This is a genomic window from Curtobacterium sp. AB7 (assembly GCF_044909335.1).
Taxonomy (GTDB): domain Bacteria; phylum Actinomycetota; class Actinomycetes; order Actinomycetales; family Microbacteriaceae; genus Curtobacterium.
The window spans coordinates 214136-235942 of the sequence record NZ_JBIYED010000003.1 but is presented as its reverse complement, the minus strand read 5'-3'; the positions used below and the strand labels follow the sequence as shown (position 1 = coordinate 235942).

20 protein-coding genes are annotated in these 21807 nt (G+C 69.4%); 19 read left to right on the top strand and 1 reads right to left on the bottom strand.

Going from position 1 to position 21807, the window contains the following annotated elements:
* The first annotated feature begins 127 nt into the window (after positions 1 to 127).
* From ftsZ to ABH929_RS09560, 13 genes are all read left to right on the top strand, one after another.
* Entirely contained in the window at positions 128 to 1288 is a 1161-nt protein-coding gene (ftsZ, locus tag ABH929_RS09620) for a cell division protein FtsZ (RefSeq protein WP_404561010.1), read from the top strand.
* A 7-nt stretch (positions 1289 to 1295) separates the two neighbouring features.
* The gene (locus ABH929_RS09615) at positions 1296 to 2042 is read left to right on the top strand and encodes a YggS family pyridoxal phosphate-dependent enzyme (RefSeq protein ID WP_404561009.1); all 747 of its coding nucleotides are present in this window, start codon (positions 1296 to 1298) and stop codon (positions 2040 to 2042) included.
* Positions 2043 to 2085: 43 nt separating this feature from the next.
* Positions 2086 to 2667 carry a cell division protein SepF gene (locus ABH929_RS09610; RefSeq protein WP_404561007.1) on the top strand — a complete coding sequence of 194 codons (582 nt, stop codon included), beginning with the start codon at positions 2086 to 2088 and terminating at the stop codon, positions 2665 to 2667.
* A 70-nt stretch (positions 2668 to 2737) separates the two neighbouring features.
* Positions 2738 to 3034 carry a YggT family protein gene (locus ABH929_RS09605; protein ID WP_111085780.1) on the top strand — a complete coding sequence of 99 codons (297 nt, stop codon included), beginning with the start codon at positions 2738 to 2740 and terminating at the stop codon, positions 3032 to 3034.
* A gap of 231 nt (positions 3035 to 3265) precedes the next feature.
* Positions 3266 to 3952: a DivIVA domain-containing protein gene (locus ABH929_RS09600; protein ID WP_205462175.1), complete on the top strand. Its 687-nt coding sequence runs from the start codon at positions 3266 to 3268 to the stop codon at positions 3950 to 3952.
* Positions 3953 to 3954: 2 nt separating this feature from the next.
* The gene (lspA, locus tag ABH929_RS09595) at positions 3955 to 4644 is read left to right on the top strand and encodes a signal peptidase II (protein ID WP_240347267.1); all 690 of its coding nucleotides are present in this window, start codon (positions 3955 to 3957) and stop codon (positions 4642 to 4644) included.
* On the top strand, positions 4641 to 5570 hold the full coding sequence (locus ABH929_RS09590) for an RluA family pseudouridine synthase (protein ID WP_404561006.1): 930 nt from the start codon (positions 4641 to 4643) through the stop codon (positions 5568 to 5570). The genes lspA and ABH929_RS09590 overlap by 4 nt, the downstream gene beginning before the upstream one ends.
* A 484-nt stretch (positions 5571 to 6054) precedes the next feature.
* On the top strand, positions 6055 to 9537 hold the full coding sequence (gene dnaE / locus ABH929_RS09585) for a DNA polymerase III subunit alpha (protein WP_404561127.1): 3483 nt from the start codon (positions 6055 to 6057) through the stop codon (positions 9535 to 9537).
* 13 nt (positions 9538 to 9550) lie between these two features.
* Entirely contained in the window at positions 9551 to 9901 is a 351-nt protein-coding gene (locus ABH929_RS09580; protein WP_404561005.1) for a DUF2200 domain-containing protein, read from the top strand.
* Positions 9898 to 10782, top strand: a complete 885-nt coding sequence (locus tag ABH929_RS09575) for a hypothetical protein (protein ID WP_404561004.1) — start codon at positions 9898 to 9900, stop codon at positions 10780 to 10782. The genes ABH929_RS09580 and ABH929_RS09575 overlap by 4 nt, the downstream gene beginning before the upstream one ends.
* Before the next feature lie 12 nt (positions 10783 to 10794).
* Positions 10795 to 12102, top strand: a complete 1308-nt coding sequence (gene hisD / locus ABH929_RS09570; RefSeq protein ID WP_404561003.1) for a histidinol dehydrogenase — start codon at positions 10795 to 10797, stop codon at positions 12100 to 12102.
* Between the two features lie 13 nt (positions 12103 to 12115).
* Positions 12116 to 12667, top strand: coding sequence for a transcriptional regulator NrdR (gene nrdR, locus ABH929_RS09565; RefSeq protein ID WP_404561002.1), 552 nt, complete (start codon positions 12116 to 12118; stop codon positions 12665 to 12667).
* Positions 12664 to 13740: a quinone-dependent dihydroorotate dehydrogenase gene (locus ABH929_RS09560; RefSeq protein ID WP_404561001.1), complete on the top strand. Its 1077-nt coding sequence runs from the start codon at positions 12664 to 12666 to the stop codon at positions 13738 to 13740. The genes nrdR and ABH929_RS09560 overlap by 4 nt, the downstream gene beginning before the upstream one ends.
* A gap of 576 nt (positions 13741 to 14316) precedes the next feature.
* On the opposite strand, the gene ABH929_RS09555 is transcribed toward ABH929_RS09560, so the two are convergent.
* Complete coding sequence (locus tag ABH929_RS09555) at positions 14317 to 14892, bottom strand: DUF3043 domain-containing protein (RefSeq protein ID WP_240347268.1); 576 nt, start codon at positions 14890 to 14892, stop codon at positions 14317 to 14319.
* A gap of 53 nt (positions 14893 to 14945) precedes the next feature.
* Here ABH929_RS09555 and ABH929_RS09550 point away from each other — a divergent pair, with 53 nt between their 5' ends.
* The 6 genes from ABH929_RS09550 (at position 14946) to ABH929_RS09525 (ending at position 21727) form a co-directional block, all read left to right on the top strand.
* A complete protein-coding gene (locus ABH929_RS09550) occupies positions 14946 to 16373 on the top strand; it encodes a dipeptidase (protein WP_404561000.1) in 1428 nt (475 codons plus the stop codon).
* Positions 16374 to 16431: 58 nt separating this feature from the next.
* Complete coding sequence (locus ABH929_RS09545) at positions 16432 to 16803, top strand: HesB/IscA family protein (RefSeq protein WP_404560999.1); 372 nt, start codon at positions 16432 to 16434, stop codon at positions 16801 to 16803.
* A 268-nt stretch (positions 16804 to 17071) separates the two neighbouring features.
* Positions 17072 to 17974: a cytochrome c oxidase subunit II gene (gene coxB, locus ABH929_RS09540; protein ID WP_111085770.1), complete on the top strand. Its 903-nt coding sequence runs from the start codon at positions 17072 to 17074 to the stop codon at positions 17972 to 17974.
* Between the two features lie 11 nt (positions 17975 to 17985).
* Entirely contained in the window at positions 17986 to 19722 is a 1737-nt protein-coding gene (ctaD, locus tag ABH929_RS09535; protein WP_173168381.1) for a cytochrome c oxidase subunit I, read from the top strand.
* Between the two features lie 4 nt (positions 19723 to 19726).
* Positions 19727 to 20143, top strand: a complete 417-nt coding sequence (locus tag ABH929_RS09530) for a cytochrome c oxidase subunit 4 (protein ID WP_111085768.1) — start codon at positions 19727 to 19729, stop codon at positions 20141 to 20143.
* 210 nt (positions 20144 to 20353) lie between these two features.
* Positions 20354 to 21727, top strand: a complete 1374-nt coding sequence (locus ABH929_RS09525; RefSeq protein WP_404560998.1) for a glucose-6-phosphate dehydrogenase — start codon at positions 20354 to 20356, stop codon at positions 21725 to 21727.
* Positions 21728 to 21807 lie beyond the last annotated feature (80 nt).

Below are 21807 nucleotides of genomic sequence, written 5' to 3'. Positions count from 1 at the left end.
GACACGCGGCGTGGCGGGGCGACAGTGCGCGGAACCCACCCGTAGCGTCGAAGCCAGCACCACATCTACCAGCATTGCCCCTGAACTTCAAGTAGAGGTTGAGGGTTCAACCGGAGGCCTGACTGACGTGACCACGAACCACAACTACCTCGCCGTCATCAAGGTCGTCGGTGTCGGCGGCGGCGGCGTCAACGCCGTCAACCGGATGATCGAACTCGGCCTCCGTGGCGTCGAGTTCATCGCCATCAACACCGACGCGCAGGCGCTGCTGCTCAGCGACGCCGACGTCAAGCTCGACGTCGGCCGCGAGATCACCCGCGGCCTCGGCGCCGGTGCGGACCCCGAGGTCGGCCGTCGTGCCGCCGAGGACCACGCCGAGGAGATCGAAGAGGCACTCGCGGGTGCCGACATGGTCTTCGTCACCGCCGGTGAAGGCGGTGGGACCGGCACGGGTGGTGCGCCCGTCGTCGCCCGCATCGCCAAGTCGATCGGCGCGCTCACCATCGGTGTCGTCACGAAGCCGTTCAGCTTCGAGGGCAAGCGTCGCCAGTCCCAGGCCGAGAACGGCGTCGCCGGGCTCAAGGACGAGGTCGACACGCTCATCGTCGTCCCGAACGACCGCCTGCTCGAGATCAGCGACCGCGGCATCTCGATGGTCGAGGCCTTCGCCACGGCCGACCAGGTGCTCCTCGCCGGCGTGCAGGGCATCACCGACCTCATCACCACCCCGGGGCTCATCAACCTCGACTTCGCCGACGTCAAGTCCGTCATGCAGGGTGCGGGTTCCGCGCTCATGGGCATCGGCTCGTCGCGCGGTGCCGACCGTGCCATCAAGGCCGCCGAGCTCGCGGTCGCATCCCCGCTGCTCGAGGCCTCGATCGACGGAGCGCACGGTGTGCTGCTCTCGATCCAGGGTGGCTCGAACCTCGGCATCTTCGAGATCAACGACGCCGCGCGTCTGGTGCAGGAAGCCGTGCACCCCGAGGCGAACATCATCTTCGGTGCGGTCATCGACGACACCCTCGGCGACGAGGTCCGCGTGACCGTCATCGCCGCGGGCTTCGACGGCGGCGAGCCGGCGCAGCAGCAGAAGGAGCGTCGCTCGAGCTACGTCGACCCCGAGGTGAGCGCGACGGCCCCCGTCGCCGCCTCGACCGGTGCGATCGAGGACTCCAGCACGTCGAGCCCCTCCTGGGCTTCGCAGGAACACCAGCCGCCGGTGCAGCGCGCCGCCGACCCGGCGTTCGACGACGACGACGAGCTCGACGTCCCCGACTTCCTGAAGTAAGCGTTCCATGGCAGGTGATCCGCGCCTCCCGTCCACCTCGTCACCAGACGAGAGATCGTCGCCTCGTGACGACGGACTGGAGGCGCGTCTCGCGTACGTCAGGAGTGGCATCGCCGACGCGGCGCGCGCCGCAGGGCGCTCGGCCGACGACCTCACGCTGATCGTCGTCACGAAGTACCACCCGGCCTCGCTCGTCCGTGCGCTGGCGTCCCTCGGCGTCACCGACGTGGGGGAGAACCGCCACCAAGAGGCACAGGCCAAGGCCGCGGAACTCGCCGACCTCGACCTGACCTGGCACTTCGTCGGGCAGCTGCAGTCGAAGAAGGCCCGGCAGGTCCGTCGCTACGCGCACGTCGTGCAGTCCCTCGACCGCACATCGGTGGTGGACGCCTTCGCGCCGACCGAGGCCGAGCCGGAGCCACCGGTCATCGACGGGTTCGTGCAGGTCAACCTGACCGACGACCCCGGACGCGGCGGTGTGCAACCGGACGACGTCGAGGCGATGGCTGCACGCGTGCTCGAGACCGGCACCATCCGGCTGCGCGGGGTCATGGCCGTCGCGCCGCTGGACGAGGAGCCCCGAGCGGCGTTCGCGCGACTCCGGGCGATCTCGGAGCGGGTCGTGGCGCTCGAGCCCGGCGCCACCGACATCTCGGCCGGCATGAGCGGCGACTACGCGGACGCCGTGCTCGAGGGCGCGACACACCTGCGGATCGGCACCGCAATCACGGGAAATCGGCCGGCGGCACCCTAGCCTCGTTGCAGGGCATCCACGTGCACTTACCTCCGGAGGAACCATGGCCAACCCGCTGAAGAAGACGATGGTCTACCTCGGCCTCGCCGACGAGGAACTCGACTACGAGGACGAGCAGCCGCAGCAGGCTGCGCCCGCGCGTCAGCAGGCCCCGGCCGCTCCAGCCGCTGCGCCGGAGAGTCCCGCACCGGCGGCTTCCCCGGTCGCCACGGCTGCTCCGGCCGCAGCTCCTGCAGCCGCACCGGCTGCCACGAAGACGCACACCCACCAGCGCGGCGCCCAGGTGACTCCGCTCCGCCGCTCGCACACGACCGCACAGAAGGCGACCCCGGTCCAGGAAATGAACGAGATCCTCACCGTCCACCCGCGCGAGTACAAGGACGCCCAGTCCATCGCCGAGAGCTTCCGCGACGGGATCCCCGTCATCATCAACCTCTCGCAGATGACCGAGAACGACGCGCGTCGCATGATCGACTTCGCATCCGGCCTCTCGCTCGGCCTGTACGGCAAGATCGAGCGCGTCACGAACAAGGTCTTCCTGCTGTCGCCCGCACACGTCGCAGTGAGTGGTGAGCCGGCTGAGGTAGAGTCCGACATCGAGGCGAACTTCTTCGCCCAGTCCTGAGCCGTCCCCGGCCACCCGCCCGTGAGCGTCGTCACCTGACGGCACTCGCCCGAGACGAGCGAGCCCCATCGTGTCCGTGATCCTAGGGATCATCTCCCTCGCCCTCCTGCTGTACTTCTTCGTCATGTGGGGGCGGTTCGCGCTCGACCTCGTGCAGAACTTCAACCGGTCCTGGCGGCCGCGCGGAGGACTGCTCGTGGTCTCCGAGTTCGTCTACACGATCACCGATCCGCCGATCCGCGCGGTTCGGCGGGTCCTGCCGCCGCTCCGCATGGGGCCGGTGGCACTCGACTTCGGCTGGACGATCGTCATGCTCGTCGTGATCATCGCCCGGGTCGTCGTCAACGGCATCGCCGTCGCGGTCTGACCCGATCGCGGGCCGAACCCGGCTCGATCCAGGTCCGGTTCCGGGTCGATCCAGGTCCGCAACACGCGCCGCGCCGACGCGGCGGTCATCGTTCCTCCCCATCGTCGGTGTACGGTGGTCGGGATCGATGCTCGCCTCCGGCGCGGCATCCGCACCACACGTGGTGACTGGTACGTTCGGTCACGACGCAAGTGGTTCCACACGTTCAGCAGTTCTATTGAGGTGACGGCAATGGCTTTGACGCCGGAAGACGTAGTCAACAAGCGGTTCCAGCCGACGAAGTTCCGCGAGGGCTACGACCAGGACGAGGTCGACGACTTCCTCGACGAGGTCGTGGTCGAGCTGCGACGCCTGACCGCGGAGAACGACGAGCTCCGCCAGCGCCTGCAGGCGGCCGAGTCGGCCCCGCAGTCGGCGCAGACCGAGCAGCCCGCTCCGGCGGTCGAGACCGAGCCGGAGCCCGTGCCGGCCCCGGTCGAGGCGGCTCCCGAGCCCGCTCCGGTCGCAGCGGCCGCCCCGGCGACCACCGTCCCGGCGGACGAGGACACCGAGGGCACCACGAACCTCCTGACGCTCGCGCGTCGTCTCCACGAGGAGCACGTCCGCGAAGGCGTCGAGAAGCGTGACGCGCTCATCGCCGAGGGCACCGCCCAGGCAGCGCGCCTCGTCTCCGAGGCCGAGGCCAAGCAGCGCCAGATCATCGCCGACACCGAGAACACGAACCGTCAGCGTGTCCAGGTGCTCGAGCAGGAGCAGCGCCAGCTCGAGGGCAAGATCGACGAGCTCCGGACGTTCGAGCGTGACTACCGCGCCCAGCTCAAGAGCTACATCCAGGGGCAGCTCTCCGAGCTCGACTCCTCGAACGAGCAGTCCGGTCTCACCCCGGCGCCGGCATCGGCGCAGGGCTTCGGCAACTGACGTTGTCGCGACCAGCATCACGAGCGAAGGTCAGTGTCCGCGCGATCGCGGCACTGGCCTTCGCCGCTGTCGTGGTGGTGGCGTTCGACCAGGTCGCGAAGGCGCTGGTCGTCGCGAACCTGCCGTACGGCACCCCCGTCCCGATCCTGGGCGGGGCGCTCCAGTTCCTGTACGTGCGGAACCCGGGTGCGGCGTTCTCCTTCGCGGTGAACATGACGTGGGTGTTCTCGATCATCTCGGCGGCGGTCGTCGTCGCGATCATCGTGTACTCGCGTCGGATCCGGTCGATGTGGTGGGCCGTCGTGCTCGGCATGCTGCTGGGCGGCGCGCTCGGCAACCTGATCGACCGACTCTTCCGTGAACCCGGCTTCGGCCGCGGCCACGTGGTCGACTTCATCTCGACGCCGTGGATGATGCCGGCGATCTACAACGTCGCCGACTCGTTCATCTGCATCAGCATGGTGGTCTTCGTGCTGCTGGTGATCCTCGGGGTGAACCTCGACGGGTCCCGCACGGTCTCCGCCAAGCGCGCTGCGCAGGCGGACACGACGGAGCCGCTCGACGGTGGGGCCGCGTTCTCGGCGCCCGCAGCCGACGCTGCATCGTCCGCAGGCGGCCTGCCGGAGCCGGAGCGGGCCTCCCGTCCGGAACAACACGACCGGCGCGACCCGCTGGGGCACGACGCAACGTGACCGAATCGCGTGCTCTTCCCGTCCCCGACGGGCTCGCCGGCGAGCGTGTCGACGCCGCCATCGCGAAGCTCCTCGGGTTCAGCCGGTCGTTCGCGGCCGACGTCGTCGCCGCCGGTGGGGTCCGGGTCGACGGCGCCCCCGTCGACAAGTCCGACCGCCTGCACGCCGACTCCTGGCTCGAGGTGGAGTGGTCCCCGAAGGAGCCGCCGCGCATCGTGCCGGCGGTCGTCCCGGGGATGACGATCGTGCACGACGACGAGGACATCGTCGTCGTCGACAAGCCCGTCGGCGTCGCCGCACACCCCTCGCCCGGCTGGGACGGCCCGACCGTGCCCGGGGGCCTCGCCGCAGCGGGCTTCACGATCGCGACCTCGGGTGCCGCAGAGCGCGCGGGCATCGTGCACCGCCTCGACGTCGGCACGTCGGGGCTCATGGTCGTGGCGAAGACCGAACTCGCGTACACCCACCTCAAGCGGGCCTTCAAGGAGCGCACGGTCGAGAAGGTCTACCACGCGCTCGCGCAGGGCCACCCGGACCCGACCTCCGGCACCGTGGACGCCCCCATCGGCCGGCACCCGTCGAGCGACTGGAAGTTCGCGGTCACCGCCGACGGCAAGCCGAGCGTCACCCACTACGAGACCCTCGAGGCGTTCCGCTCGGCGACCCTGCTCGAGGTGCACCTCGAGACCGGTCGCACCCACCAGATCCGCGTGCACATGGCCGCGACGCGCCACCCGCTGGTCGGCGACACGATGTACGGCGCCGACCCGGTCCTGGCGCAGGAGCTCGGGCTGACCCGCCAGTGGCTCGATGCCGTGCGACTCGGGTTCGACCACCCGCGCACGGGTTCGTGGGTGGAGTTCCATGCGGAGTACCCCGACGACCTGCGTCTCGCGCTCGACCGCATCCGAGCCGCCTCGTCCTGACGGGCGCGGGCGCTGTTCGGTCCGGTCGCGTGGGTCCGTGGCCGCGTGGGTGCGTCGTCGCGTGCCGCTGAGGTTCCGAAATCCGGGCATCTGGGCGCGCCGAACGTCGGTCCGTGGAACCTCGGCGGAGTGCGGGCGGCGTGTTGTGGAACCTCGGCGGGGCGAGCGACGGGGGAGCGACGGGCGTGCCGGGTGCATGCCGACTTCGTCTCGCCAGGCCCCGGCCGGGAGGCCCGTGCCGACCCCGCCCCGCGCCCCACGCCCGCCACGCGCGGGCTCCACCGCCGTGGGGACACGTTCCTGCACCCTCGTCGGACTGCGCGCGGCGTGTCGTGCGACCTCGGCGTCGGAGCGATCGGACACGCGCGGGTTTGTCCGCGGTCGCGGTTAGGCTGTTCGCGTCCCGCAAGCAGCTCGTTCGACCGGAGGTTCCGTGGCGGATTCCGACTCCTTCGTCCACCTGCACGTGCACAGCGAGTACTCGATGCTCGACGGTGCGGCCAGGCTCGGCGACCTCGTGCAGGAGACCGCTGCGCAGGGCATGCCGGCCGTGGCGGTGACCGACCACGGCAACATGTTCGGCGCCTTCGAGTTCTGGAAGGCCGCCAAGGCCGGCGGCGTCAAGCCGATCATCGGGACCGAGGCGTACATCACGCCCCGGACGCACCGCACGGACAAGACCCGCGTGCGGTGGGGCGACGGCGGTGGGGACGACGTCTCCGGTGCCGGCTCGTACACGCACATGACGATGTTCGCCGAGAACACGACGGGCATGCACAACCTGTTCCGGCTGTCGTCGAAGGCGTCGCTCGAGGGCTACTACTTCAAGCCGCGCATGGACATCGAGCTGCTCGAGGAGTACCACGAGGGCATCATCGCCACGACGGGGTGCCCGTCGGGCGAGGTCCAGACGCGCCTGCGCCTCGGTCAGTACGACGAAGCCGTCAAGGCCGCCGCCGACTACCGCGACATCTTCGGCAAGGAGAACTACTTCGCCGAGGTCATGGACCACGGGCTCGAGATCGAGCGTCGGATCATGAGCGACCTGATCCGGCTGGCGAAGGACCTCGACATCCCGCTGGTCGGCACGAACGACCTCCACTACACGCACTCGCACGACGCCAAGTCGCACGCCGCGCTGCTGTGCGTGCAGTCGGGTTCGACGCTGAACGACCCGAACCGGTTCAAGTTCGATGCTGACGAGTTCTACTTGAAGTCCCCGCAGCAGATGCGGCACGTCTTCCGCGACAACCCCGAAGCCTGCGACAACACGCTGCTCATCGCCGAGCGGTGCAACGTCGAGTTCGACACCTCGGCGAACTACATGCCGAAGTTCCCGGTGCCGGCGGGCGAGACCGAGCACTCCTGGTTCGAGAAAGAGGTCGCCAAGGGGCTGGACTACCGGTACCCGGACGGCATCCCGGCCGAGGTGCAGGAGCGTGCCGACTACGAGGTCGGCATCATCAACCAGATGGGGTTCCCGGGGTACTTCCTGGTGGTCTCCGACTTCATCCTGTGGTCGAAGAACAACGGCATCCGGGTCGGCCCCGGCCGTGGTTCCGGTGCCGGCTCGATGGTCGCGTACGCGATGCGCATCACCGACCTCGACCCGATCCGGCACGGCCTGATCTTCGAGCGGTTCCTGAACCCGGACCGCGTCTCGATGCCCGACTTCGACGTCGACTTCGACGACCGGCGCCGCGGTGAGGCGATCAAGTACGTCACCGAGAAGTACGGGTCGGAGCGCGTCGCACAGATCGTCACGTACGGCACGATCAAGGCGAAGCAGGCGCTGAAGGACTCCTCGCGCGTGCTCGGGTTCCCGTTCGGCATGGGCGAGAAGCTCACGAAGGCGATGCCGCCGCCCGTGATGGGCAAGGACATCCCGCTCACCGGGATCTTCGACAAGGACCACCCGCGCTACAAGGAAGCCGTCGACGTCCGCACCGTGGTCGAGAACGACCCCGAGGCGAAGACCGTCTTCGACACCGCGCTCGGGCTCGAGGGGCTGAAGCGCCAGTGGGGCGTGCACGCGGCCGGCGTCATCATGTCGAGCGATCCGCTCATCGACATCATCCCGATCATGAAGCGGGAGCAGGACGGCCAGGTCGTCACGCAGTTCGACTACCCGGCAGCGGAGTCGCTCGGCCTGATCAAGATGGACTTCCTGGGGCTCCGCAACCTCACGATCATCAGTGACGCCCTCGACAACATCAAGACCAACCGTGGCATCGAGCTCGACCTCGAGACCATGGGACTCGAGGACCCCGAGGCGTACGCGCTCCTGCAGCGCGGTGACACACTCGGCGTCTTCCAGCTCGACGGCGGCCCGATGCGTGGCCTGCTCCGCCTGATGAAGCCCGACAACTTCGAGGACATCTCCGCGCTCATCGCCCTGTACCGTCCGGGCCCCATGGGTGCGAACTCGCACACGAACTACGCGCTCCGCAAGAACGGCGAGCAGGCGATCACGCCGATCCACCCGGAGCTCGAAGAGCCCCTGGCAGAGATCCTCGGCGGGACCTACGGCCTGATCATCTACCAGGAGCAGGTCATGGCCATCGCGCAGAAGGTCGCGGGGTTCTCCCTCGGCCAGGCGGACATCCTCCGCCGCGCGATGGGCAAGAAGAAGAAGTCCGAGCTCGACAAGCAGTACGCGGGCTTCGAGAAGGGCATGCTGGACAACGGCTACTCGCCCGCGGCGATCAAGATGTTGTGGGACATCCTGCTGCCGTTCTCCGACTACGCGTTCAACAAGGCGCACTCCGCCGCGTACGGCGTGGTCTCGTTCTGGACCGCGTACCTGAAGGCGCACTACCCGGCCGAGTACATGGCGGCGCTGCTCACCTCGGTGGGCGACGCCCGCGACAAGCTCGCGCTGTACCTGAACGAGTGCCGCCGCATGGGCATCAAGGTCATGCCACCGGACGTCAACGAGTCGATCGGCTTCTTCGCCGCCGTCGGTGAGGACATCCGATTCGGCATGGGCGCCATCCGCAACGTCGGGTTCAACGTCGTCGACGACATCGTGAAGGCCCGCACCGACAAGGGCGCGTTCGAGTCGTTCCACGACTTCCTGCGCAAGATCCCGATCTCGTCGGCGAACAAGCGGACCGTCGAGTCGCTCATCAAGGCGGGTGCCTTCGACGAGTTCGGCGACTCCCGCCGTGCCCTGGTCGAGATCCACGAGGGCGCGGTCGAAGGCGCCGTCAAGGTCAAGCGCGACGAGGCCCACGGCAACGTCGGGTTCGACTTCGACTCGCTGTTCGCCGAGGTCGCCGAGGAGTCGCCGGCCACCGGTCCGGTGTCGCAGGTGCCCGACCGTCCGGAGTGGTCCAAGCGCGACAAGCTCGCGTTCGAGCGCGACATGCTCGGTCTCTACGTCTCGGACCACCCGCTCGCGGGCCTCGAGATCGAGCTCGCGAAGCACCAGTCGATCACCATCGCCGACCTCATCGCGGCCGACGACTCGGTCGAGGGCGAGACCGTCACGGTCGCGGGGCTGCTGACGAGCGTGCAGCACCGGGTGGCGAAGACGAGCGGCAATCCGTACGGCATCGTCGACATCGAGGACTTCGGCGGCCAGATCGGCGTGATGTTCCTCGGCAAGACCTACCAGGAGTTCGGTCCGTCGCTCGTGGCCGACTCGATCGTGGTCCTGCGCGGTCGCGTGAACGTCCGCGACGACGGCAAGGCGCTGCACGCGGTGAGCATGTTCCAGCCGGCGATCGGCGACGCGATGGGCTCCGGCCCGCTCACGTTGTCGCTGCCGGAGCGGCAGGCCACCACGTCCACGGTGACGGAGCTCGCGGCCGTGCTCGGACGGCACCAGGGTGAGACCGAGGTCCGTCTGAAGCTGCTGAAGGACGACGTCGCGCGCACGTTCGAGCTGCCGTTCCCGGTGAACCTGACACCCGACCTGTTCGGCGAGCTGAAGAGCCTGCTCGGGCCGCGCTGCCTGGTGTGACAGGGATGTGACCGTGGCCGGACACCGGATCTTCGGGACGCCCTTCGCGGAGGTCTACCCGCACTACCTGGCGAAGGTGGAGCGGAAGGGCCACACGAAGGGTGATCTCGACGCCGTCATCACGTGGCTGACCGGGTTCGACGACGCAGTGCTCGCACGGCACCTGGCGGACGAGACCACGTTCGAGGACTTCTTCGCCGCCGCGCAGTTGCACCCGAACGCGCCGCTCATCACGGGCGTGATCTGCGGCGTCCGGATCGAGGAGATCGACGACCCGCTCATGCGACAGATCCGGTACCTCGACAAGCTCGTCGACGAGGTCGCGAAGGGCCGTCCGATGGCGAAGGTGTTGCGGACCGCGTGACCGGAGCGGACCGGAGCGTTCCCGACGCTGGGGTGCTGCGTGCCTTCGGGGTCGCGGGGTCCACGCCCGTGCCGCTCGCGGGTGGGCGCGGGCTGACCTGGCGTGCCGAGAACATCGTCCTCCGGCCCCACGACGGTCCGGCGGTGACCGACTGGCAGGCCGGCGTCCTGGCGGAACTCGGACACGCAGCGGAGACCGAGCACCCAGCCGAGTTCCGCACACCCCGGCCCGTGGCCACCCGCGACGGCAGCTGGCGGTCGGGGGACTGGGAGGCGTGGGGATTCGTGGCCGGTGCGGCGGACGAGTCCCGCGTCGAGGACGTGGTGCGGGCGGGTCGTGCCTTCCACCGCGCGATCGCCGGTGTGGAGCGGCCGGCGTTCCTCGACACGGAGTCCGGTGCCGTCAGAGCCGCCACCGACCCGTGGGCCCGCGCCGACCGGATGGCGTGGGGTGAGGAGCCCCTGCCGACGGATCCGACACTCGGCCGGCTCGCCGCGGCGTTCCGTCCCGTGCGAGCGCCGTCGCAGCTCGTCCACGGTGACCTGCTCGGCAACGTGCTGTTCGCCGACGGGCAGCCGCCGACGATCATCGACTGGCCGCCGTACTGGCGTCCGGCGGAGTTCGGCGCAGCGATCGCCGCCGTCGACGCCGTCTGCTGGCACGGCTTCCCGGTCGGGCGACTGGCAGCCCTCGGCAGGACCGCGCACGGGGCTGCGGCCGAGGCAGACGAGCCGGAATGGACGTCGCTGCTCACCCGGGCGCTCGTGTTCCGCATCGCCACACTGCACCTGCTCGGTGCCTGGGACGCCGCGGCCGTGGCACACCACCGGCCCGTCGTCGATGCACTGGTCGGACGGCGGACGCCCACGTCACCTCGGTAGGCTTGTCCCCTGATGATGCAGCGAATCGACCTCCGTGGCGGGCTGCCCGCCCGTGCCGACCTCCTCCGACTCATGCCGCGCGCCGTTGGCGACGTCGCGCACGCGGTCGACGCCGCCCGCGAGCTCGTCGAGGACGTCCGACACCGCGGAGCGGACGCACTGCACGACCAGGCCGAACGCTTCGACGGCGGCGCCCCGGCGAAGGTGCGGGTGCCGGTCGCCGAGATCGCGGCGGCCGTCGCCGGGCTGACCCCTGAACTGCGGGAAGCGCTCGACGAAGCAATCCGCCGCGTCCGCGCCGCCAGCGCCGCTCAGGTGCCGGCCGGCTCCGTCACCACGCTCGCCGACGGCGCCGAGGTGCACCAGCGCTGGCAGCCGATGCGCCGCGTCGGCCTCTACGTGCCCGGCGGCAAGGCCGTCTACCCGTCGAGCGTCGTCATGAACGTCGTCCCCGCTCAGGTCGCCGGGGTCCGGTCGATCGCGCTGGTGTCCCCGCCGCAGCGCGACCACGGCGGCGCGGTCCACCCGACGATCCTGGCCGCGGCCGGACTGCTCGGAATCGACGAGGTCTACGCGATGGGCGGTGCCGGGGCGATCGGCGCGCTGGCGTACGGCGTCCCCGCGATCGACCTCGAGCCCGTCGACCTGGTCACCGGTCCGGGCAACAACTACGTGGCCGCGGCGAAGCGCCTGGTGCGCGGTGTCGTCGGCATCGACGCCGAGGCCGGCGCGACCGAGATCCTCGTGATCGCCGACGAGACCGCCGACCCCGGGTTCGTCGCCGCCGACCTGATCAGCCAGGCCGAGCACGACGAGCAGGCCGGCAGTGTGCTGGTGACGACGTCGGCGACGTTCGCCGATGCGGTCGAAGCCGCCATCCCGGAACGCACGGCCGTGCTCGGGACGGCTGCGCGCCTCCAGACCGCCCTGGACGGACCGCAGTCCGCGATCGTGCTGGTGGACTCCCTCGCCGACGCCGCGACCGTGAGCAACGCGTACGGGCCGGAGCACCTCGAGATCCAGACGGCGGACGACGACGCGGTGCTCGCCGACATCGACGCCGCCGGAGCGGTGTTCGTCGGGCCGAGCACGCCCGTCAGCCTGGGCGACTACCTGGCCGGGTCGAACCACGTGCTGCCCACCGGCGGCCAGGCGCGCTTCGGCTCCGGGCTGTCCGCGTCGACGTTCCTGCGGCCGCAGCAGGTCATCCGGTACTCGGCGTCGGCGCTCGACGAGGTCGCCGCGCACATCGTCGCGCTGTCGACCGAGGAGCAGCTCCCCGCGCACGGCGCCGCCGTGACGGAGCGCACGAACCGATAGCCTGGGCGACGACATGTTCTGCCCCTTCTGCCGCCACCCGGACTCCCGCGTCGTCGACTCACGGACGAGCGACGACGGAACCTCCATCCGCCGCCGTCGACAGTGCCCGAACTGCGGACGACGCTTCTCGACCACCGAGACCGCGTCGCTCAACGTCGTCAAGCGCAACGGCGTCACCGAACCCTTCAGCCGCGACAAGATCGTCTCCGGCGTGCGCAAGGCCTGCCAGGGGCGCCCGGTCACCGACGGGGACCTGGCCGTGCTCGCGCAGCGCGTCGAGGAGACCGTCCGATCGTCCGGATCGAGCCAGATCGACGCGAACGACATCGGCCTCGCGATCCTCGCGCCGCTCCGTGAGCTCGACGAGGTCGCCTACCTGCGGTTCGCCAGCGTCTACCAGGCCTTCGACTCGCTCGAGGACTTCGAGGACGCCATCGGCCAGCTCCGCCGTGACCACCGCGGCGTGGACGGCGGTGCTGCGGCCGCCGGGGTTGCGGGCGCTGGGGTCGCGGGTGCCGGATCGCCTTCGGGTGCTGCCGGCTCGCCGGCGGGTGCCGGCGCGTGAGCGGCGTCGCGGAAGGCCTGGTCCGCTCCGGGTACGCCGTCGTCTTCCGGTCGGTCTTCGCCAAGATGGACCCCGAGCGGGCGCACCACCTGGCGTTCGCCGTCATCAAGGCGCTCCCGCACGTGCCGTTCGTGGGCGGTCTGGTCGAGCGGTACTCCCGCCCGGCAGCAGCCGACGGGGTCACGACGATGGGCATCCACTTCCCATCGCGCTTCGGCCTCGCCGCCGGGTTCGACAAGGACGCCCGCGGCATCGGTGGCCTCGGCCTGCTCGGCTTCGGTCACGTCGAGGTCGGCACGATCACGGCCAAGCCCCAGCCGGGCAACGAGCGCCCGCGTCTGTTCCGCCTCGTCGAGGACCGCGCGCTCATCAACCGGATGGGCTTCAACAACCACGGCGCCGGCGCCGCTGCCCGACGACTCGAGCGTGCCCGACGCAACCCGGGTCGTCCGGTCATCGGCGTGAACATCGGCAAGAGCCGGGTCGTCGCGGTCGAGGACGCCATCGACGACTACTTGGAGTCGACGCGTCGCCTCGCGCCGTTCGCCGACTACCTGGCGGTCAACGTCAGCTCCCCGAACACGCCCGGCCTGCGCGGCCTGCAGGAACTCGACCAGCTCCGGCCGCTGCTGTCCGCCGTCCGCGACGCCGCGGGCGAGACGCCCGTGCTGGTGAAGATCGCGCCGGACCTGACCGACGAGCAGGTGGACGCCATCGCCGGCCTCGCGGTGTCGCTCGGGCTGTCGGGCATCATCGCCAACAACACGACGATCTCCCGATCAGGACTCACCGCGGACCCGGCCGACGTCGAGGCCATGGGTGCCGGGGGACTCTCCGGCGCACCCGTCGCCGCGCGCTCGCTCGCGGTGCTGCGTCGGGTCCGTGCCGCGGTGCCCGCCGAGTTCTGCGTCATCGCCGTCGGCGGGGTGACGACCGAGCAGGACGTGCAGGACCGCATCGACGCCGGGGCCACCCTCGTGCAGGGCTACACGGCGTTCCTCTACGAGGGGCCGAGCTGGGCCACGCGCATCAACCGCTTGCGTCGCAAGCGGCTGCGCCGCGCCGCGCGCTGAGCGCACGCGGGCGCGTCCGGGATCGTCCGGCGCTCCCGGCGTTCCGGGCGGTCTCCAGGTTCCGAGATCTCGGCATTTCGTGGCGCTCCGCGGCCATCTCTGGAACCTCGGCGACGTGCACGCGGCGAGTCGTGGAACTTCGCCGACCACCCCTGGGACGGGAGGCCCGGTGCGGTCCCGCCACGGGCCTCCCGTCCGTCGGTGCGTGGCCACGCCCGGCCGCGGCCGCCGACAGTCCGAGATTTCGGAACCTCGGCGCGCGTAGGGGCCATTTGTCGAACCTCGGCGACGTGCACGCGGCGAGTCGTGGAACCTCGTCGGCCGCCCCTGGGACGGGAGGCCCGGTGCGGTCCCGCCACGGGCCTCCCGTCCGTCGGTGCGTGGCCACGCCCGGCCGCGGCCGTCGACAGTCCGAGATTTCGGAACCTCGGCGCGCGGGCCGGCCGCCTCTGGAACCTCGGCGGCGCGCACGCGGCGAGTCGTGGAACCCCGCCGCGCCGCGCGGTGTGCGCACGCCGGAACGACGAAGCGCCGCCCGGCGAGGCCGGGCGGCGCTTCGGGACAGCGACGCTGGGGTCAGAGGGCGGGGTACTGCCCGCGCTTGACCTGCGGCTTCGGCAGGCGCAGGAACCGCAGCTGCCATGCCCGCGTCAGGATGTAGAGGAACGTGCCGCGCTGCATCTCGCCGAACTTGGTGGTGAGCTTGCGACGCATCGACAGCCAGAGGACCACGCAGTCGATCACGAACAGGGCGACGAACGCCCACACGAGCAGGAGCGAGTACGAGGCGATCGCGGTCTGCGAGGCGGCGAACCCGACGATCAGGAACAGCACGAGCACCGGCATCATGATCTCGCCGACGTTCCAGCGCGCGTCGATCCAGTTGCGGAGGAAGCGACGCTGCTCACCGCGGTCCTTCGCCGGCAGGTAGCGCTCCTCGCCGTTGGCCATGCCGACCCGGGCACGCTCGCGGTCGGAGTTGAGACGCGCGCGGGCGGCCTTCTTGTCGACCGGCGTGTTGCCGACGAGGGGACGGCGGTTCGCTGCCTCGCGCTCACGGCGGGACGGCGTCGGGCGGCCCTTGCCCTGCTCGAGGAGTTCTTCCTCGGTGGGGTTCACGGTCGTGTTGGTCTTGGGGGCTGCCTTCGCCACGGTGCGTTCCTAACGGCGTTGTGCGTGCGGGATCGTCCTCTAGATTACCGGGCATGACCGACACCGCACAGCCCAGCTCCGCGACCGACCCCGCGCTCCTCGACGCCCTGCGCGAACAGGTGCACGGTGCACTGCCCACGACGATCGCCGATCTGTCCGCGCTGGTGCGGATCCCGTCGGTGTCGTGGTCGGCGTTCGACGAGTCGAACGTGCTCGCGAGCGCGCGTGCCGTGGCGGACCTGGCGCTGAGCACCGGGGTCTTCGCCGAGGACCAGGTGGAGATCATCCGGTCGGCGATCAGCGACGACGAGCCGCTCGAGCTCGGCCAGCCCGCCGTGCTCGCCGTCCGCCCGGCCCGGAACGGCAAGCCGACCGTGATGCTCTACGCCCACCACGACGTGCAGCCGCAGGGCGACGACGCCTTGTGGGAGACGCCGCCGTTCGAGCCGACCCTCCGCGGAGACCGGCTGTACGGTCGCGGCGCCTCGGACGACAAGGCCGGCGTGATGACCCACATCGCGTCGCTCCGGGCGATCCACGCGCAGTTCGGCGACGATCTCGACCTCGGTGTCGTCCTGTTCGTCGAGGGTGAGGAGGAGTTCGGCTCCCGGTCCTTCCGCACCTTCCTCGCCGACCAGAAGGAGCGCCTGGCCGCCGACGTCATCGTGGTCGCCGACAGCGACAACTGGTCGGTCGACGTGCCGTCGATCACCGTTTCGCTCCGCGGCAACGTCACGTTCAAGCTCACCCTGACGACCCTCGAGCACGCCAGCCACAGCGGCATGTTCGGGGGGGCGGCCCCGGACGCGATGATCCCGATGGTCAAGCTGCTCGCGTCGCTGCACGACGACGCCGGCTCCGTCGCGGTCGAGGGGCTCACCTCGTACGAGGCCGACGTCCCGGCGCGCACCGACGACGAGCTCGCCGTCGATGCTGCCCTGGTGGCGGGCGTCCGGCCGATCGGCACCGGCGAGGTCCTGTCCCGCATGTGGTTCCAGCCGTCGATCACCGTGACCGGCATGGACGTGCCGAGCGTCGCGAACGCCTCGAACACGCTGCTCCCGGCCGTCTCCGCCCGCGTCTCGGTGCGGGTCGCACCCGGCCAGCCCGCCACGGAGGCGTACGCGGCCGTCGAGCGGCACCTGCGGGCACACGTGCCCTTCGGCGCCCGGATGGAGATCTCCGAGCCGGACAGCGGCGACGGCTTCCTCGTCGACACGGCCGGCTGGGCCGTCCAGGAGGCCCGCACGGCCATGCGCGAGGGCTGGGGTGCCGAGGCGGTCGAACAGGGCATCGGCGGCTCGATCCCGTTCGTCTCGGACCTCGCGGCAGAGTTCCCGGAGGCCCAGATCCTGGTCACCGGGGTGGAGGACCCGGACACCCGCGCACACAGCCCGAACGAGTCGCAGCACCTCGGCGTCCTGCACCGGGCCATCGCGTCCGAGGCGATCCTGCTCGCCAGGCTCGCGACGCGCAGCTGACGGTGCTTACAATCGACGCCAGGCGCGGTGAACCGCACCGCCCGGAGGGAGACGCGCGATGAGCGACACCATCACCACCGACGCACCGGTGACCGAGGCGGCCGCGCACGGCGTCCTCCTGAGCGACGCCGCGGCCGGCAAGGTGGCGAGTCTCCTCGAGCAGGAGGGCCGCGACGACCTGCGTCTGCGTCTCGCCGTCCAGCCCGGGGGATGCTCGGGCCTGATCTACCAGCTGTACTTCGACGAGCGCCTGCTCGACGGTGACGTCACCGCCGAGTTCGACGGGGTCGAGGTCGTGGTCGACAAGATGAGCGTCCCGTACCTCGACGGCGCGACGATCGACTTCGAGGACACCATCCAGAAGCAGGGCTTCACGATCGACAACCCGAACGCGCAGGGCAGCTGCGCGTGCGGTGACAGCTTCCACTGATCACCAGCCGATCCGACACGCGAGCGGGGAGCGACCGACACGGTCGCTCCCCGCTCGCGTTCGTCGGGGGATGCGGTCGCAGTGTGACCGGGGAAAACGGCCGGTCAGGAGTGCGGATCGCGGCGATGAGCGTGTCGGGTGTGCGCGAGCGGCACCGAGCTGCGAGTAAGCTAGGAGTGTTCCAATCAAGCTGGGAGCCAGCCAAGTGTCGCCTTCGTGCGACTCGGCGGGTTCGGCTCCGGGCTCACGTCTTTTGCGAGAGGTAACAGTGCGTTCGAATCGCCGTATACGTTGGGCGGCCGTCCCGGTGGCCGTCGGTCTGGTCATCGCACTGGCTGGCTGCACGCAGCAGCAGATGAACGGATGGCTCCCCGGCACGGAGGAGACGAAGGACGTCACCAACCACACGAGCCGCATCGTCGGCCTGTGGACCACCAGCTGGGTGGTGCTCCTCGCCGTCGGTCTCATCGTCTGGGGCCTGATCATCTGGGCCGCCATCGTGTACCGCCGCCGGAAGGGCCAGACCGGCCTGCCCGTGCAGATGCGCTACAACATGCCGCTCGAGATCTTCTACACGATCGTGCCGCTCATCCTGGTGCTGGGCTTCTTCGCCTTCACGGCGAAGGACCAGGCCGCGATCGAGAAGCCGTTCGACGACCCCGACGCCACCGTGCACGTGTACGGCAAGCGCTGGGCGTGGGACTTCAACTACATCAACAAGGACAACCCCGAGGACAGCGTCTACTACCAGGGCATCCAGGCCCAGGAAGAAGAGAACGCCAAGGGCGCCATCGACGAGTCGCAGCTGCCGACCCTCTACCTGCCGCAGGGCAAGAAGGTCGCGATCGAGCTCTCCTCGCGCGATGTCGACCACTCCTTCTGGATCATCGACTTCCTGTACAAGAAGGACATGCTCCCGGGCAAGACGAACTGGGAGTACTTCATCCCGGAGAAGCTCGGGACGTACCAGGGCAAGTGCGCGGAGCTCTGCGGTGAGTACCACTCGCTGATGCTCTTCCAGGTGAAGGTCGTCACGCCGGCGCAGTACCAGGACTACCTCGACACCCTGAAGGACCAGGGCAAGGTCGGGCTCCTCGGCGACGAGTACAACACCAACACGAACGAACCGAACAACAAGGCGCCGGTCGAGGCGTCCAGCGAGAACAAGTAGGGGCTCGTCAGATGACAACGTCTTTCGTCGGCCAACCGACCCAGACTGCTTCGCCGGACTTCCAGGCGTCGAAGGTGGGCCGGAAGGGCAACATCATCGTCCGGTGGATCACCTCCACCGACCACAAGACCATCGGGTACATGTACCTGATCGCGTCCTTCGTCTTCTTCCTGCTCGCGGGTGTGATGGCCCTGGTCATCCGTGCCCAGCTGTTCGAGCCCGGCCTGCACGTGGTCGCGACCAAGGAGCAGTACAACCAGCTCTTCACGATGCACGGCACGATCATGCTGCTGATGTTCGCGACGCCGCTCTTCTCGGGCTTCGCGAACGCGATCATGCCGCTCCAGATCGGTGCTCCCGACGTCGCCTTCCCGCGACTCAACGGCTTCGCGTTCTGGCTGTACCTGTTCGGCTCGCTCATCGCGGTCGGCGGCTTCCTCACCCCGCAGGGTGCGGCCTCGTTCGGCTGGTTCGCCTACGCGCCACTGAGTGACACGACGTTCACACCAGGCCTCGGCGGCACACTCTGGGTCTTCGGACTCGGCATGACCGGCTTCTCGACGATCCTCGGCGCGGTGAACTTCATCACCACCATCATCACGATGCGCGCCCCGGGTCTGACGATGTTCCGCATGTCGATCTTCACGTGGAACACCCTCGTGACGGCGCTGCTCGTCCTGATGGCCTTCCCGGTGCTCGCCACCGCGCTGTTCGGCCTCGGTCTCGACCGGGTGTTCGACGCGCAGATCTTCAACCCCGCCAACGGCGGTGCGCTGCTCTGGCAGCACCTGTTCTGGTTCTTCGGGCACCCCGAGGTGTACATCATCGCGCTGCCGTTCTTCGGCATCGTGTCCGAGGTCTTCCCGGTCTTCAGCCGCAAGCCGATCTTCGGGTACAAGACCCTCGTCTACGCGACCATCGCGATCGCGGCCCTGTCGGTCACGGTCTGGGCGCACCACATGTACGTCACCGGCGGCGTTCTGCTGCCCTGGTTCTCGCTCATGACGATGCTCATCGCGGTCCCGACCGGCGTGAAGATCTTCAACTGGGTCGGCACCATGTGGCGCGGCTCGGTGACCTTCGAAACCCCGCTGCTGTGGGCCGTCGGCTTCCTCATCACGTTCACGTTCGGTGGTCTCACCGGTGTGATCCTGGCGTCGCCGCCGCTCGACTTCCACGTGTCCGACTCGTACTTCGTCGTCGCGCACTTCCACTACGTGGTCTTCGGCACCGTCGTCTTCGCGATGTTCTCCGGCTTCTACTTCTGGTGGCCGAAGTGGACGGGCAAGATGCTCAACGAGCGTCTCGGCAAGATCCACTTCTGGCTCCTGTTCATCGGGTTCCACACCACGTTCCTCATCCAGCACTGGCTGGGCGTCATCGGCATGCCGCGTCGCTACGCGACCTACCTGCCGAACGACGGCTTCACCTGGATGAACCAGCTGTCGACGATCGGCTCGATGATCCTCGCGATCTCGTTCCTGCCGTTCATCTTCAACGTCTACGTGACGGCCCGGAACGCACCGAAGGTCGCCGTGAACGACCCGTGGGGCTACGGCCGCTCGCTCGAGTGGGCCACCAGCTGCCCGCCGCCCCGCCACAACTTCACGTCGATCCCGCGGATCCGTTCCGAGTCCCCGGCCTTCGACCTGAACCACCCCGAGGCAGGTGTGCCGATCGGTGTCGGCCCCGCGAAGGACGCCCCGGATGCCCCGACCTACGACGCCGCGAAGGGCGAGGTGAAGTAAGCCGATGCGCGCGAACACCAACCTGTTCTGGATCCTCTTCGGGTTCTTCATCCTCGCGGACGCCGCGTACACGATCTGGGCGCTGCTCTACTACGGCCACCCGGAGTGGGTCGGCACCGTGGCGATCGGCCTGACCGGCATCATGTCCGCGTTCATCGCCTTCTACCTCGGCAAGGTCATGGCGTCCCAGGGCGGCGTGCTGCCCGAGGACCGTCCCGACGCCAACATCGAGGACGGCGACGCCGAGCTCGGGCACTTCAGCCCGTGGTCGTGGTGGCCGATCCTGCTGGCAGCAGCGGTCGCCGTCTGCTTCCTCGGTGTCGCAGCCGGCCTGTGGATCGTCCCGATCGGACTCGCCCTGGTGGCGGTCACCCTGGTCGGCTGGGTCTACGAGTACTACCGCGGCAACTTCGGGCACTGACCTGACGCTGCAACGCACCTGACACTTCGGGCGGCACCACTTCCGGTGCCGCCCGAAGTGCGTCCAGGCGCTGCACACCACAGCGCACGACCCGGCGCTGCAGGACAACAGCGCCGCCCCACGATCTCCGGTCCCCGATCCGGAACAAACGGGCCCGCCCGCGGCTTGACTGGAGCGGACCTCCCACCACAGCGAAAGGAGTCACCTCAGGTGACCGACAAGCGCACCCTCATCATCTTCGGCGCGACGGGCGACCTCGCCTCCCGCCTGCTGCTGCCGGGCCTCGGCACGTTCCTGCAGAGCGGTCGAGCGGTTCCCGTCCAGCTCATCGGCACGGGCCGCAGCGCCCGCAGCGAGGAGCAGTGGAAGGACATCGTCACGAAGTCCTTCGCGTCGCAGGACGTCAAGGGCCCCGAGGTCGACGCCACGCTCGCGTCGACCCAGTTCATCCAGGGCGACCCCACCGACCCGGAGCACCTCAAGACCCTGCTCGACGCGGCCGAGGCCGAGCCGATCCTCTACTTCGCCCTGCCTCCGCAGATCGCCTCCGACATCTGCGAGGCACTGCAGCAGGTCGAGCTCCCCGCGGGCACCACCTTGGCCTTCGAGAAGCCCTTCGGCACCGACGTCGCGAGCGCCCAGGCCCTCAACGAGACCGTGCTGAAGCTGGTCCCCGAAGAGCGCGTGCACCGCACCGACCACTTCCTCGGACGCACCACGGTCCTGAACATCATCGGCCTGCGCTTCGCGAACCGCCTGTTCGAGCCGATCTGGAACGCGGACAACATCGAGAAGGTCGACATCTTCTACGACGAGACCCTCGGTCTCGAGAACCGCGCCCAGTACTACGACGAGGCCGGCGCGATGGTCGACATGATCCAGTCGCACCTGCTGCAGATCCTCGGCATCGTGACGATGGACGCCCCGGCGGACATCGATTCGGTCGAGTTCCGCTCGTCCCTGGCCCGGGTGCTCCGTTCGACCGAACTCAAGGGCGGCGACCCGAAGATCGCGTCGCGTCGTGCCGTCTACACGGCCGGCACGATCGACGGCAAGGAGCTGCCGTCCTACCAGGACGAGGACGGCGTCGACAAGTCGCGCGGCACCGAGACGCTCGCTGAGATCTCGGTCGAGGTCGACACCGCGCGCTGGAAGGGTGTCCCCTTCACGCTGCGCTCGGGCAAGGCCCTCGGTGCCAGCCGCAAGGAGGTCCTGATCACCTTCAAGCCGGTCACGCGCCTGCCCTCCGGCCTGAGCGGTCGCCCGAAGACCGACACGCTCCGCATCGTCCTGAACCCGGACGAGATCGAGCTGACCGTGTCGGCCAACGGCGGTGGCAACCCGTTCGAGATGGGCCAGGTCACCCTCTCGTCGTCCTTCGCGGACGGCGAGCTGACCCCCTACGGCGAGGTCCTGAACGGCATCTTCCACGACGACCCGCTGCTCTCGATCCGCGGCGACGTGGCCGAGCGCTGCTGGGAGATCGTCGAGCCGGTCGTCAAGGCCTGGAAGGCCGACGAGGTCCCGCTCGAGGAGTACCGCGCGGGTTCGCGCGGCCCGGCGGACTGGGAGTCGTCGTCCTGACGGACGTGACCGTCGCGCCCTGAACGGGCGGAACTGCGGACGGGAGGCACGGTGTCAGCTGGCACCGGGCCTCCCGTCCG